Source organism: Bradyrhizobium sp. IC4060, assembly GCF_020193715.1.
GTDB classification, from domain to species: Bacteria; Pseudomonadota; Alphaproteobacteria; order Rhizobiales; family Xanthobacteraceae; genus Bradyrhizobium; species Bradyrhizobium yuanmingense.
This window is the reverse complement of sequence record NZ_JADYVJ010000023.1, coordinates 22571-35944: the sequence shown is the minus strand read 5'-3', so window position 1 is coordinate 35944 and position 13374 is coordinate 22571. Positions and strand designations below refer to the sequence as shown.

Annotated in this window: 9 protein-coding genes and 1 pseudogene; 5 read left to right on the top strand and 5 right to left on the bottom strand. The window is 57.3% G+C overall.

Features of this window, described 5'->3' with window-relative positions; genetic code table 11:
- Nucleotides 1-134: 134 nt before the first annotated feature.
- From I6F16_RS35355 to I6F16_RS35345, 3 genes are read left to right on the top strand one after another with little or no spacing between them, the layout of a single operon-like run.
- Nucleotides 135-1004 (top strand): DMT family transporter, encoded by an 870-nt coding sequence (locus I6F16_RS35355; protein ID WP_225174489.1) that lies wholly within the window; start codon nt 135-137, stop codon nt 1002-1004.
- Nucleotides 1001-2287, top strand: a complete 1287-nt coding sequence (locus I6F16_RS35350; protein ID WP_036016009.1) for a hypothetical protein — start codon at nt 1001-1003, stop codon at nt 2285-2287. The genes I6F16_RS35355 and I6F16_RS35350 overlap by 4 nt, the downstream gene beginning before the upstream one ends.
- The gene (locus I6F16_RS35345; RefSeq protein ID WP_225174488.1) at nt 2287-3615 is read left to right on the top strand and encodes a glutamine synthetase; all 1329 of its coding nucleotides are present in this window, start codon (nt 2287-2289) and stop codon (nt 3613-3615) included. The genes I6F16_RS35350 and I6F16_RS35345 overlap by 1 nt, the downstream gene beginning before the upstream one ends.
- A 970-nt stretch (nt 3616-4585) precedes the next feature.
- On the opposite strand, the gene I6F16_RS38290 is transcribed toward I6F16_RS35345, so the two are convergent.
- The 4 genes and pseudogenes from I6F16_RS38290 to I6F16_RS35325 all read right to left on the bottom strand — a co-directional run bounded on the left by I6F16_RS38290 (nt 4586) and on the right by I6F16_RS35325 (nt 8107).
- Complete coding sequence (locus I6F16_RS38290) at nt 4586-4765, bottom strand: hypothetical protein (RefSeq protein WP_338076645.1); 180 nt, start codon at nt 4763-4765, stop codon at nt 4586-4588.
- 785 nt (nt 4766-5550) lie between these two features.
- Nucleotides 5551-5822, bottom strand: a pseudogene (locus I6F16_RS35340) (alcohol dehydrogenase catalytic domain-containing protein); the annotation flags it as partial.
- A gap of 1763 nt (nt 5823-7585) precedes the next feature.
- Nucleotides 7586-7810, bottom strand: a complete 225-nt coding sequence (locus I6F16_RS35330) for a hypothetical protein (RefSeq protein ID WP_225174487.1) — start codon at nt 7808-7810, stop codon at nt 7586-7588.
- Between the two features lie 144 nt (nt 7811-7954).
- The gene (locus tag I6F16_RS35325) at nt 7955-8107 is read right to left on the bottom strand and encodes a hypothetical protein (protein WP_162131275.1); all 153 of its coding nucleotides are present in this window, start codon (nt 8105-8107) and stop codon (nt 7955-7957) included.
- Nucleotides 8108-9491: 1384 nt separating this feature from the next.
- Between I6F16_RS35325 and I6F16_RS35320 the strand changes: the two genes are divergently transcribed.
- Together I6F16_RS35320 and I6F16_RS35315 are read left to right on the top strand one after the other, a co-directional pair.
- Entirely contained in the window at nt 9492-9662 is a 171-nt protein-coding gene (locus I6F16_RS35320) for a hypothetical protein (protein WP_210161159.1), read from the top strand.
- 757 nt (nt 9663-10419) lie between these two features.
- Nucleotides 10420-10725 (top strand): hypothetical protein, encoded by a 306-nt coding sequence (locus I6F16_RS35315; RefSeq protein WP_225174486.1) that lies wholly within the window; start codon nt 10420-10422, stop codon nt 10723-10725.
- Nucleotides 10726-12119: 1394 nt separating this feature from the next.
- Here the strand turns inward: I6F16_RS35315 and I6F16_RS35310 are convergent.
- A complete protein-coding gene (locus tag I6F16_RS35310) occupies nt 12120-12311 on the bottom strand; it encodes a hypothetical protein (protein ID WP_225174485.1) in 192 nt (63 codons plus the stop codon).
- Nucleotides 12312-13374 lie beyond the last annotated feature (1063 nt).

Below are 13374 nucleotides of genomic sequence, written 5' to 3'. Positions count from 1 at the left end.
GTGGCCCGCGCGAGCCGAAAGGGCAGTCCTCCGAAAACGACGCGCGTGCCTGGGCTTCCGAGAGCTCCGCCCGGCCTCGCGGGCACAAAAAGGGTGGACGATCTACGAGTGGCTTCGCTCTAGGAGTGTTTTTTGTGGCGCTTTATGTAGTTCTGAGCGCGGCAGGGGAGGTTTATGCGGCATCGTATTTTCAGAAAGCGGATGTGTTCGTGGCGCTCCTGCTGTCTTTCGCGGTGGTTTGTATAACGTTCAACTTCTTGGCTCGTCACGAGGGAGGCGAAGCAAGAGCCGGAAAATGGTCGCTCCTGGTCTTCGTCGCACTCAACGTCGTGACGGCGATCAGCTGGATCGGCCTATTTATAGGACTGAAATACGCTGAACCTGCGATCGTGGTCGCTTTCATGGTGGCGTTGGGGCCCGCCGCAACAGTGTGGTTAAACGCCCTGATCAGGCGCAGGGGCGCCCCACCAGCATCCGATATTGTCGTGAGCGCCGCGATTGCGACGATCGGGACTTACATGATTTGGATCTCGGCCAGCGGCAATGCGGGCGTGGAGTGGGGGGCTCGATCGTCCATTGGCATCGTCTTGGCCATCGTGGCCGGCCTATCGCTCGCCCTCACAAATATACTTGTCAAGGTGCTGTTCGACCGTGGGTTTTCCGGCCGACAGGTGCTGGCGCATCGCTTTTATGGAACCATTCTCTTGCTGCTGGGGCTGGTCGACCATTCATCTATCGTGCCCGAGATCTCGCAGCATTGGTTTGCGATCGCAGCAATTGGGCTGTCGACGATCGTTTTACCTTTGCTCTTGATTCAGGAGGGCATTCGCCGCGTAGAGCCCTTCACCGTCAACATGGTCCTGTCCACCGCCCCCATCGTCACCTTCCTGTTCCAGTACTTCGATTCTCGCATCGTGCCTTCGTCACACACGTTCGTTGGAAATGTCCTCATTACGGCTATCGCTGTCAGCAACATCTACTTGCAGTATCGGAGATCCGCATGAAAGAACGGAAATGTGTAGTCGTGGACGCATACTCTACGGGCCGCTACCTACCCGAAGAATTCAAGCGCTATGGAATTGGGACCGTGCATGTGATGTCGGCCGCACAGATTCCACCGATATTCCAAGCGCATTTCAATGCAGATCTGTACGATGAACTCATTCGCCCCGGCGAGCGCATGGGGTATGATGACATCGTTGAATATCATCTTCAGGCTCTCCAGGGCAGAGAATTTGAGTTCGTTATCGCGGGTTGCGAGTCTGGAGTCGAACTCGCCGATTCGTTGTCCGAGCGGCTGGGCTTACCTTCAAACGGGACCGCTCTATCGGCTGCTCGGCGTGACAAAGCACGATTGTCTTGTGCGCTGACCTATGCCGGTGTGCGATCGATCAGACAAGTCGTGTCTGACAATGCTGTAGAGATCGCAAGCTGGAGGCGCGAAGCGAACTTCGACGAGATCGTGATCAAACCTCTGAACAGTACGGGCACCGAGGATGTATTCTTTTGCTCGACAGATGCCGATATTCAGCGTGCTCTAAGCGCGATTGTCGGGAAGACGAACCGTGTCGGAGCATTGAATCGTTTTGCCCTCGGGCAGGAAAAAATAAACGGTCAACAATACACCGTAAACGCCGTCTCGATCCACGGAGATGCCTTCATTACGGAGGCCTGGACCTATGACACCGTTCCTATCGAGGGGGCATCATCGGTCTGCTCACTCGAGAGATTGTTGGACGGCAGCGAACCAATCGTTCAGGAGCTCTCCGACTACCTGAAACGTGCGTTGCAGGCACTTCAGATCCTCGAGGGACCGGCTCATGCCGAGATCATTGTCGATCATCGGGGGCCCGTTCTGGTGGACTTCGGGGCGAGGCTTCAAGGGACTATGTCGGCAAAAGCACGAATGATGGCGTTGGGGCATAACCATATCACGCTGACCGCTTGGCGCTACGCAGATCCCGAGGGCTTTGGGGAGTACATGAGGATGCGCGGGCCGTACAACCGGAAGGCGCACGCACTATGTGTCTCCCTGATCTCCAACAGGGGCGGTGTCGTTGCCGGCTACCCGGGACTCCAAGCAATTCGCAAGCTCCCGAGCTTTGCGGATGCCATTGCATTCGTTCCAATTGGTGAAGAGCTGGTTCCGACCATCGATTTGGCGTCGACACCAGGCATCGTCTATCTCGTGAATAGCGACGTGAATCAGCTTAATGATGACTATCACAAGTTGCGAGCAATGCGGATGGACCAGGTGTTCGAATTGGTGGCGCGGGATAGCCAGTGATGACAACTGAAGCAACCTTGACCGGAGCGAGTCCAGCCCGCGCGGCGATGATCGGCGTAAGCGACTTCGACGGTGTGCTGCGAGGCAAGCACGTCTTAGGTGAAGATCTCTCGGGTCAAGATAAAGTCATCAAGTTATCTGAAGCTGTGCTGGCGTGGGATTGTTCGGATCGGGTCATTCCGATCAGTTTCACGCAGCAGCCGTTATCAGCATTTGGGGATGCTGACCTGCGTATTCTGTCTGCCACCGGCCGTTCGGTGTCTGATGTCGGCAATCAATATCTCTACCTTGCCGAGTTCACGGGCGCACATGAGAACATCTGCCCGCGGGGTGTTCTGCGTAAGGTCCTGAGAAGGGCTGCTGACCTCGGATACAGATGCGCTGTCGGGTTCGAGTTTGAATTCATGTTGTTCAAGGAGAACGCCGATACAATTGAGGATAAGCCGTTCAGCGAATGGGCTCCTTTAACACGGGGCCCGTTCGGCTACTCGATTATGCGCTCCGTTGCTCAACATGAGCTGTTCGATGAGATCTTGGCGCTTTGTGAGAAAGCTAGAATACCTCTCAGCGGACTGCACTTCGAAACGGGACCGGGCGTGGTCGAAGCGTCACTTCGTCATTGTGATGCGTTGGAAGCTGCCGATCGAGCAACCATATTTAAGTCGATGATAAAAGCATGGGCGCAAAGGCGAGGCTTGATGGCTACATTCATGGCCAAGGTTTCCGAGGATTGGCCGGGCCAGTCCGGCCATATTCACATTTCGATGTCCTCGGATGGTCAGAATGCGTTTTACGACAGCAATGCGGTTGGCAACTTCTCAAAGGTTATGAGGCAATTCATCGCCGGACAATTGAACTACATGAACGAGTTTTGTGTGCTCGCTGCGCCGAACTTCAATAGCTACAAGAGGTTGGTGCCTGGCTGCTGGGCACCAATCTGTCCAAGCTGGGGTGTTGACAACCGCTCCTGCGCGGTTCGCGCTATCTCGGGAGAGCCGTCCGTCCATCGTCTGGAATATCGGCTGGCTGGCGCAGACGTGAACCCATATCTTGCGCTCGCATGTGCCATTGGTTCCGGAATATTGGGACTCGAGACAGGTGTGGCACTACCCGCGTCGATCGCCGGTGATGCAAGCGTGGAGATGACTGCGAGACTACCTCAAAGCCTATCAGAGGCAACTTCTCGTTTTGCACAGTCAGCAGCAGCGAACGAGGTTTTCGGAGAAAGGTTTGTTGAAGCATTCTCTTGCTCGCGCCGTTGGGAATGGGACGCCGTTCAAAATCGAGTGACCGACTTTGAACGTCGGAGATACTTCGAGATCATCTAGTTTGTCTTGATAGTTCTGTGCCTCGTTCCTCTCGCAGCCATGTGAAGGGGGCGTGGAGCTGATGAGGTCTGCTGCCAACTGCTCTGTGGCCGCAATTGCGATTGCTTCGATGTGATGCAGGTAAGATGTGCTAACTTTTTCAAGAAGGAAGGCGAAAGGGGAATAGTTGTCCAGTGGGGCGAAGCCGAAGAGCAGTGACGCGCAACGCTGTAGCCGAACCGCGGAGCCCCGCGCCCGAGACGAGGTTGGGGTAGATCAGTGCTGGCCAGGACGCGCTCCGAGCGGCGCTCTGAATTCCCTGCCGGCGAAGAGGGGCCAATCACTTTTGGTCCTGGATTCATGAGCGCGAGGAATGCTGCGCAGTCTATTTCGCGAAGATGCGTAAAGGATTGTCCCTCAAGCGCCGCACGAGGATATCGCGCAGAACCGCCCCAGCAGATCTTGGGATGGGCGCGTACAAAGGCTGCAACAATGATCTTGCCTTTATCGGCTTCGAACGGGTGAGCGCATCACGCGAAAGGCCAGAGAACTTTAGGGAAGGCCGTAAGAAAGTACTCCTCCGGTGAGGGCCCCCGGTGAGGCCGCCTTCGCTGGATAGCCGATTTGCGATCAAGCAGCGTGAGTGACGCAGGCGCGCCAGGACCGGACCGTCGTGGGATGCGATCTCTCGGTGAGTTGAATGGTCGTCTCGCCCCTGTCCTTCTGATCGGTCGCCTTGAGCGACGTCTCCGCGGCTGTCCTGATGGGTGCCGTCAAGCTTGGAGAAAATCGTGCCAAGCTAGCCAAGCCTTAAAGACATGGCAGAGCTCGCTCTTGGCGGTGCAGTTGAGTCCAAATGAGCGGGTCGCCACTAAAAGTAGCCGAGTTGGGATCGACAGCACGCTACATTGCTGCGCCCCAGAAAGATGTGACGGGCCCACCGTCAGGCAGTGCCACAAGACTAGCGGTTCGACCACACCGTCAAAGTCGATCAGTGCCGCCTTCGGTTTTGACGGGCTCTACAGGAGAATACGCTTTGATAGACAAATGAGAAAAGATCGGCCGCTGAAATACACCCGCGATGGGACGTAGATGAGTGCGGCTGAAACATCGTCTCATCCTGCCAAATCTCGCCGTCGACCCAGCAGACTCCACTCGTCAGACGCTGCATCCGGGTAATGCAGCGTAGGAGTGTGGTCTTGCCGCACCCTGGAGGACGGACAAATTCCCGTGAGTCCCTTGGCGTGAAGGCTGAATCGCAACCAGCGAACAGTTGCGGGAGATCAGCTGAACGGCGACTGCGATATAACCCAGCTCTGCTCCCTCACGTGCCCGCACCTGGACCGTTTACTTCTACAAAAATAACGACAAGAACAGTCAGAAAGGCGACAATCAGCACCCCATGGGGGGTAGCTGTATTTGAGCGCGGCGTCTCTGCAGCTAGGAGATTAAAAGGCGGGGCGGCAGGATTGCACATCCCGTACGTCACAAGGGGGAGGTTGAGCCTATCAGCGCCATCGAGGATATTGACTGTCGGGCGTTGGGGCGTGCGGATCATACATCTAAGGCTGGGTTCCAGCCCCGCGGAATTGCCAGGCAGCTTGACGGGCTGGAGGTTGTCCGCCGGTTGACCGGGTGCGGCTAGCGTCGTTTGGCTGTCGTAACCGCCGCCATTCCTGAAGCTTGGTAGCACCTCTCGGGGACCATTCTGCTTGAATGTCGCCATAGCTTTGACGCTCGAAGGACTTGCGCCAGCGGCAGCACTCGTTGCGTCTGAAAGTTCAGGTGCAAGCAGCATCAAAGCCAGGTGGAACAAGATAAATCGGATCAGCCTCATTAGAATTCCGAGATAGTCGCTGCGGCCTGCGTTCTTTGCGCCAGCTCCTGCTCGTTATCCAGCAATTTACGTGCCTTCAGAATGCGGGTCCGGGCGGCCTAGGCCAGACCGTGCATTGCGATTACATGGCCTTCTCCCGTCACACGCTGGCCGCATGCAAGGCCTTGAACGGCCGAGCCGAGATCACTCTTTCGCCCGCGAACTCGTGGCCCACCACCATGGGCACAGGCACCGTTTTACGAGCCCACTCGTCCCAGCGGAAAATATGAATATCCGTACCGCAAACCCCGGTCTTGACCCTGATCAAGAGATCAGTCGGGCCGATCATGGGCACGGGTTCGTCGCGTAGACAGAGTCCGGGCTCAGACTTAGTCTTGACGAGCGCCTTCATGTTAGAAACCTTACGCTTTAATTGATGCAGAGCACTGCGATCTCGCGCGTTGCGTAGGCATCAGTGGCGATGGCGCAATCGCGTGCGGCGGCGCGAGCGGAGACAGCAAATTCCATACCACCGTCCGGTGGAATCGCTAAGCGCCCTCTGCAATCGCCCGCGAGGTGGCTTCACGTCTTCGGGAATTGCTTGCAGTGAGATTTTTGACACGATATGAGCCGAGCGTTCCTGTGGGCCGCGAAGGCTCGGAGAGATTCGTAGGGATCGCCGGCTTTAGGTGGCTGTTCTGCCCGGCCAGCGATCCGCCCAGCTCAACATCCCGCGGCGCGGCTCCCGCACCTCACCGGCAGTTCGCGGGGCTCCGCGGCGGCAGGAGAGCGAAGCATCGTTGAAAGCCTCGCGGGGTAAATGCCGAGCGTCTGAAGAGTGAACCATCTCACTCAACGTTGTGCGGATATTTACCTTCGGGTGGCTGTTGCGCATCAGCCAGCCCGGGCTAGCGCTTTCGCAACCGCTAGCTCCCCGACGGCAACCGCGTCCCCGTCCTGTCGCGAAGACGACATTCCACTCCAAGAAGCAAGGCGAGCCGCACAATTCTTTGGCCTGGCTTTTGCTACCACAGTTTTTTGGCCACGCGGTCGGTGGATTCAAAGCGCTAGATCGGTAGAGCCACAGTTCGGCACTGGCAGCGTAAGGAGGCACTATGCAATCCGCCGATGGGGATGCACTATCGATCTTCAGGACCACTCGAGAGTCCTTGCGATCCTAAGAACCGCATTTACGATGTGTCCTTTGTTGAGGTGGCTGTACCCTGAACCGCGGGAGTACCTGCAGCATTTTAACGGACCTATTAAGCATCACTGCGGCAGTCCATATTCGAGCGGCGCATATCTTAACGACGGCGACAAGGGAGCCATCTTATGGGACACAGCTGGCGAAAAGCGCGACAACACCAGCATGATGGAATTCCTTCTAAAGAGCGTTCCTGCGCACCGGCGTTCCGAAACCGAAAGACTTTTTGAAACGTTCGGTAAGTACCATCCGCATCAGCCGCATTGGTATGTCAGTATGGTAGCCATTGATCCCATACATCAGCGATCAGGGCTCGCAGGACATCTTCTTCGGCACGCAACCGAGATCTCAGATGCCGCGCAGAGACCTGTGCACTTGGAGGCGACCAGTCCGCACGCGATGCGACTTTATGCTCAACAAGGTTGGAGTGTTTTGACGGAAGTCCAGGTCGGCGGTTCTCCACCGTTCTTCCCCATGTTACGCCAACCAAAAACGTGATCGCTTGAAATGTTCGCAGGGGCCTCTTGATGCTTGATCAACAACACCAAAGACGCTGATGATCAATTTGAGACTATGAAGGCAGCGAACGAATTACTCCTTGGTTATCCCTTCGCTAAAGGATTCAGCTACGAATCGTTGTGGCGTTTCATGACTGCGTTAAGATTGGCGAATTACGCCCCTTGATATGATGCAGCCGTGAGCAGACGATGCGAAAAAGTGGACGCGCATGATTTCAACCCGCTCAATCCTGGTGGGCGTGAGGCTTACAAAAACGGGGGGCAAAGGCGGCAACCGGACAGGCGGCCAATAGAACTTCAACCAGCCTTCCGGACGAGGCGCCTGGCGGGATCATCGCTTCAGTCGCCCGTTTAAGTCCACGGCAGATGGCTAGAGCGTGAGGACGAGCCAGGCCGGCTCAGCCCAATCGAGGCGACCTCATTCGGTTCACCTGATGGTACCGAGACCGTCTTTCACCGTGAGTGTGCCGTGGCAAGCATATGGTACTTGCGCCCAACAACAGGCATCTCGTCTGCCTGGGAGAATGACGGCACGTTGATCGAGAGCTCTTTTACGAGAACTTCCTCATATCCGCCATCTCTCTCCATGATCACGCGCCATCTCCATTCGCCGCCCGGGCTTTCATCGGCCATTGTGTTGTAGCGGAGGCGAATCAAAGTACTCATTGAAGTGCCCATCGAGATCATCTCCGACCCGAGAGGTCGAAGGAAGCCATTGCCTTCCCAAACGAAGGCGAACAAGTCGTCAAACCCAGGAAGCCTCTCCGCTGCCAGCGCCCTCTTTCGGCGTTTCAATTTAGCTGCTCGAAGCGCCTGTCCAATTCATACAAACGTTTGTGCGGACCGATTTCGGTAAATGGCTCCAAAAGAAGCGCGCACGCCTGCAATCTCGCAGTTCTCATCGTTGCCTGCACGCGGGGTTGCCAGCGTAGCGAACTTTGCGGCCGCGTCAAAACCACGAATGCGATGCGTCATGATCGCGTCCTGGGACTCGCCGCGCCTGATATGGCCCTCACATTCCGGACACGCATGGGAGCTGCCACAAGTCCGGGCGCCAGCCTTGGGAACACCTTTCATTCTCGCCGACAAACCTGGCTCGTCCGGGTCAATTTGCGTCAAGTCCGGCAGACGCTCTCGATGTTCCCAGTGGCGCTATCATCGTTGCCGTTCCGTGTGCCGATGCGTGCTCCATCGAAACCGAACAGGGCCCGCCTGTGGCCATTGCTCCGAGCCCGAATTTGGCACCCGATTTCACTCATTTCGAAAACAATGGGGCTATAATCGGCAGCCTTAAAAGGCCGGGCAACGGAGTTGGGCTGGTCGATCCGGACGCTCAGTCATAACCTGACGCTCCTACCGCCGAGAGGCTACACGAACGCGTACTGGCACCAACCCGAAGCGAACTACGGCAACAATCAGACCAGGCTCAATCTGCTCCTGGGGCCCTTTCCCTACGCCATCCCTGCAGGTTGCTTCCGCGGCCGAGTGAATCGCGACAAGAAGGGAAATAAGAATCGTTGGGGACGTTTTCGCGTCGAGAAAAGTGGCTCCGCCCGGAGGGAGTCACACCGAGCGCCACCGATGAGGATGGAGCACTGAAGAGGGGTGACGTGATCTTTCTTCGTCGATCGGCTGCTCGCAGAGGCGCGTCGTGAGCGAAAGCCTGCGAACGGGATCGTTCTGCCGGAATACGCGCTCGACTGGAGCACGCATGATGCTCTGGTCAGGCGTCCGCGATCACCATCCTTCGATTGAGTTCGTGATCTCGGGTGCGTCGAGGGACTGTAACGGCCTTCTCGGCAACTTCGTTGTGGTCTCGCCTCTTTATACCAACAGCTTCGGCGAGAGAGTTGCGGCAACTCATTCCAGGTGCAAGCGTCATCGTTGGCAGCTCGACGGCCAGCAGATCGAGTCCTGCGGCTTACAAGACGAGCTGTCCACGAGATGGGTGTGCTGGGAATATCTGGAAATCGGCCATCGCATCATCCACATGGACGTTTTCCGCAACCGGTCCGCTTTGACAGCCGTGATCTGTGGAAGACTTGGCTCGCGTCCACCCTGCGCTGTCGTGATCCCTCGGGCCCAATCTCGTGTTTGCGCTCCTCATGGACGGCCCCCAACTCGCTTTCCGCTGGCCAGGATCTTACGCTGCGAGCCTCACGGATGATCCGGGCTCGTCGGTGTTGACTATAACCTGCGCAGCGCTCATCGACCGCTCGAACGCCTCCGGGAAAGCTGCGGGGTTTGAAGCGGGGGCCGCGGAGCATCGCGCTGCGGCGTCATCACCTCCGCATGGGAAGCGCTGCGCCTCCAATCAAGGAACGCACCAGTTCACGTTACGGCCGAACCAACAGGCCTGATGCTGCAGCTCGACAGTAAGCCCGCTCCCGAAACGACGATCGACGGCCGAGCCAATTCCGACACCACGGCTTGGTATTATCTGAGCGAGGAAGCTATCGCGATTCCTCGGCAAAGAAATAAAACGGGAAGGCTGGAACTGGATCGTCGACGGCGTGAAGTAAGCGGTTAAGCTGCACGGCGTATATCGGCCGACCAGGACCAGGACCTGGATCCATGAGCCTGAGTATTGCTGGAGTCTCGCGCGGGCGACAGGTTGGTCTCGAGAACTTACCACCGCGGACCTGGAGATGATGAACCTGACCGGCGACGGCAGCGCATTCTCGGAGGCCCTCGACCCGAAGCGAAGCGCATCTTGGCGGAGGCTGCTGGCGAAGAGCAGTCGCGCAGACCGATCGATGGTCCCGCCTCGTTTGTTGGAGGGAATAACTGACGGCAAAGTCCTGCTGATTTCTGCATTCTTGTTCTTCCTGGTCTGCGAAAGTTCTGGAACGGTCTTCTGGCTTCCTCAGACCATTGCCTCGTATTGCGGGACCTGACTGCGCTGGAGTCGGCCTCCCTTCGTGATGCCTTATGCGCTAGGTGGAATGGTCATGGTCGTCTGGAGGCGCATTCCGGCGGAAAGCGGGAACGGGCCAGGGACGGCCGGCTTCGGACGGCTGAGCAGCACACCGCGGCGGAGCCGCCGAGAGCACTGTCTCCTGAAAGCAGACGTTTTGTTGAGTGTGAACCGCACGCTAACAACGGTAACTTTTCTAAAAGACGAATAAAGCCTGGTGTCAATACGTCCTATCTAACATGGATTAGGGCTTGCCGCTTTTTCCTGGTCCGTTGTAGAATCTTCTTCGTGTGAGGATTTCGAGGGAATAGCTTCCGTTCAGCTCCGGATTAAGCAAATTCATTTGAAGGATTCTGTGGGGGACATTGCGATGGCTAAGCCTTCCGTTTCCCGTGACGCCTTTCGTAGCTTGTTCGCCTTTTATGCGGCCAAGGCCCGCCATGATCATAACGGTGTCGCCGAAGCCCGGCTCCTGAAGCTATTTGGATCGAGCGACCATATCCCGGACGGGCTGCTGGAGTTGTGGTCGTCACGGACCGAGCTGATTGGCCCTGAGGCCGTTGGCAACATCATGTCACCACTGGCTCATCAGATCCTGGACGACGGCGCACAATACAACCACGCCAGCGACTTCCTGCATCGATTGTTGCGAGAGTTGGACCGAGACGGCCATTAACCGCAACTACGAGATTGGTTGGATCGCTTTTCTGGGTAATCGGGCGTCATCGTTCGGCCGCGCAATGAGTACACGCCCAAACTCGGCGGCGTGGCGGACCCTCTAATCAGGACAAGCGGTCGCTTCGATCTTCATTCGACGTTGCACTTGGGAAGACGGCAACGAGCCGATCCCCTTCCCAAAGCTCAACGTCGTGCTCGCCATACATTTGCTCGGCCCGACATCTCGCAGCCTTCTCGTCGACGCAGTCGAGCTTCGCGGCGCATATCACTCGCCTGCTGCTGTCCACCACGAGCACCCTGTACCGCATGATGACAGTCCCATCCCAAAGGAGCCTGTCATCCTAGTCGAATGTTCGTGTAAAGCAGCGCCAAAGTAAGCGCAGACGCGCGGAACCTTTGTACGTGTGGCCACTCGGCTATACCGTCGCCTGGACTCTTCCGTCACACCGGCGCGTCAGGTATCCTGCCCAGTGTAGCGCGCTTCAGCACAAGCGGCGAGCCGGACGGCAACTTGGTTCGGCGCACTGCTGATGATGCTGGGGATGCTCTCCATCTTAAGCTCGAGCCGCTCGCTTCGGCACGCGGTGAGATTGCGATGCCACCGGTGCCGAATATTTCGCGACGTAATATCTGACCTCGCTGCAAGATATGCGAGTTGTGGGCCTGTGGTGACGCGAAGAAGGCTTCGGACCCCAGCTGCATCAGCAGCAACGCAACAATGGCCGCCGCGCGTACAATCATTCCGCCGCCCCATTCTGTCTGCTTCGTACAGAGAGCGGGTCTGAGTCGCCCACGCGGCGCAAATTAAGAATCGCGCACTGGTCAAAGTGCCGGGAAACTGTTGCTCCAATGCTTCGGTGTTCCGGCCAATGGCTGCAGACGGCAGCTGCTCGTGAAGCGACCTGACCCGGCTTCGTATCAATGTCGAAGCGGGGACGGGCGATCGTTGCATTGAACGGTAGCTATCACCGCCGAACAACTCTTCTTCTCCGCGCGGCCTTCTGGATACGCCGACCAATCCTTCTCGCGTTAGCGGCTCGCAGGCGTCGCCGGAGCGCCTGCAGTTCGCCAAATAGTGCGATAAGCCCCTCGACCCGTTGACGCAGAATAGCCGAATAGTTGTAAACTTGACCTCGGTTACTCATTACTGCCTCGAACAATCACTATTGAAACAATATGCAGGCGAGAACGGGAAGAGTATGCAATCGGAGGTAGGATCGTACAAGCTAAAAAAGAGGGCAGTGTAAACGTGGAAGGACCCGTTGACACCGGAGGGGTCGTCGTTGCGGGTCACTTCGTTCGAAAGTCGGTCGACTTGGGCCAGGTTGCGGGTCTGATGCCGCAGCACAAGGATGGACACCTTTTGTCGGTTCAGGTGGGGTGCTTACTTCCTTACTGATTGGCCGGGTGCCCGCTCAAGAGGCGGCGAGGCTTGCCCAGCCCCGTGGTCGGGGAGGGAGCCTCGCCCCCAGCTGTGGTGCTCCCAACCCGCTCAAACGTCGCGACGAATGCCGCGAAGGCGGCGACGATCACGGCAATCGCGAACAACAGGATCACAGGGTCGGGATTTCGCTCAGTACTCATGAGCAACTCCACTCAGGCGGCCTGGCAGCTGAGCAGCCCCGAACTAAGTTCCGCATCGCGGCGTATCAGCTTTCACTTGAGAGCTTCGGGCCGAGCGCTCTCCAAACATCGACGTGAGCTTGCAAAACGCGGGTCCAAAATATTTGTTGGTCTCCAGGGCGTTGGTTCAGATTTGTCTCTGGTCTTGGGTTAGGCTCAACGCGCGGGCGCTCCCCGCGAAACATCATCCCGATGCTGGGCGGCTCTTCAACTGAATGTCCTTAGCGCCGTCGGCGACGAGGAGCATGTGGCAGGTTTGCTGTCATAACCCGCCGGCTAACTGCTGCTTCGACGTTGTTGAAGTCAACTGCGGTTGCGAGATCGGAGGCGGTACCATCCACCGGCTGCGAGCACCACCACGTGCGCGATTGAGGAAGGCCGCCGATCCGAGCGGAAACTAAATCGAACAAGGCGTGCCGCCGATTTTAGAGAGGGAGCATCCGCCAGCGATGGATGCGAGTAGACTGGTCCTAGCCACGAATCAGCCCTGCGGCTGGGGCCTTATACCGCCGGTGCAGCTCCGTCGGCTACTTGGCTCAACACGACGTCGCAGCACGCGGCTCGAGCTTAAGACAACTCCCAGGACCATCAAAAGCAGGCCCCCAGGTTGCCGTCCAGGCATTGCGAGGAGGTCAGCGCTCAATTGAAGACCATGAACGCGAGAAAAGAAGAAAACCGGCAAGATCTGATCGAAGAGCTTGACGCGGCGATCGGAAGGCTCCGCGGTATCGCAAAGTCGCTGGAGAACCCTTCCCTGAGGTCGGCCGGTCCGTTCGTCAACGCGCACCAAAGTTGGCGGCGATCTTCAACGGGTAGAGTCCATCAGTGTAGCGTCGCGTTGGCATCTACCAGATACGGCGATCCCAACGATTGAGAGGAATTTCGCGCTGGCGAGCTTGGTGAAGCTTGGTACGCTGCCATAGGATGACGTGCCACCGATGGCGCCTTGGGTGGTGTAGGTGCAATTGCTGGCATTATAAGACCAGGCCGCTTTGACGCGTCCGCGCTCGCCATGACGAGGGCA

Excerpts from the sequence above, each read along its gene's own strand:
- I6F16_RS35350 (WP_036016009.1), top strand. The coding sequence starts at position 1,001 with ATGAAAGAACGGAAATGTGTAGTCGTGGACGCATACTCTACGGGCCGC.
- I6F16_RS35345 (WP_225174488.1), top strand. The coding sequence starts at position 2,287 with ATGACAACTGAAGCAACCTTGACCGGAGCGAGTCCAGCCCGCGCGGCG.
- I6F16_RS38290 (WP_338076645.1), bottom strand. The coding sequence starts at position 4,765 with ATGCAGCGTCTGACGAGTGGAGTCTGCTGGGTCGACGGCGAGATTTGG.
- I6F16_RS35330 (WP_225174487.1), bottom strand. The coding sequence starts at position 7,810 with ATGGGCACTTCAATGAGTACTTTGATTCGCCTCCGCTACAACACAATG.
- I6F16_RS35325 (WP_162131275.1), bottom strand. The coding sequence starts at position 8,107 with ATGACGCATCGCATTCGTGGTTTTGACGCGGCCGCAAAGTTCGCTACG.
- I6F16_RS35320 (WP_210161159.1), top strand. The coding sequence starts at position 9,492 with ATGCTGCAGCTCGACAGTAAGCCCGCTCCCGAAACGACGATCGACGGC.
- I6F16_RS35315 (WP_225174486.1), top strand. The coding sequence starts at position 10,420 with ATGGCTAAGCCTTCCGTTTCCCGTGACGCCTTTCGTAGCTTGTTCGCC.
- I6F16_RS35310 (WP_225174485.1), bottom strand. The coding sequence starts at position 12,311 with ATGAGTACTGAGCGAAATCCCGACCCTGTGATCCTGTTGTTCGCGATT.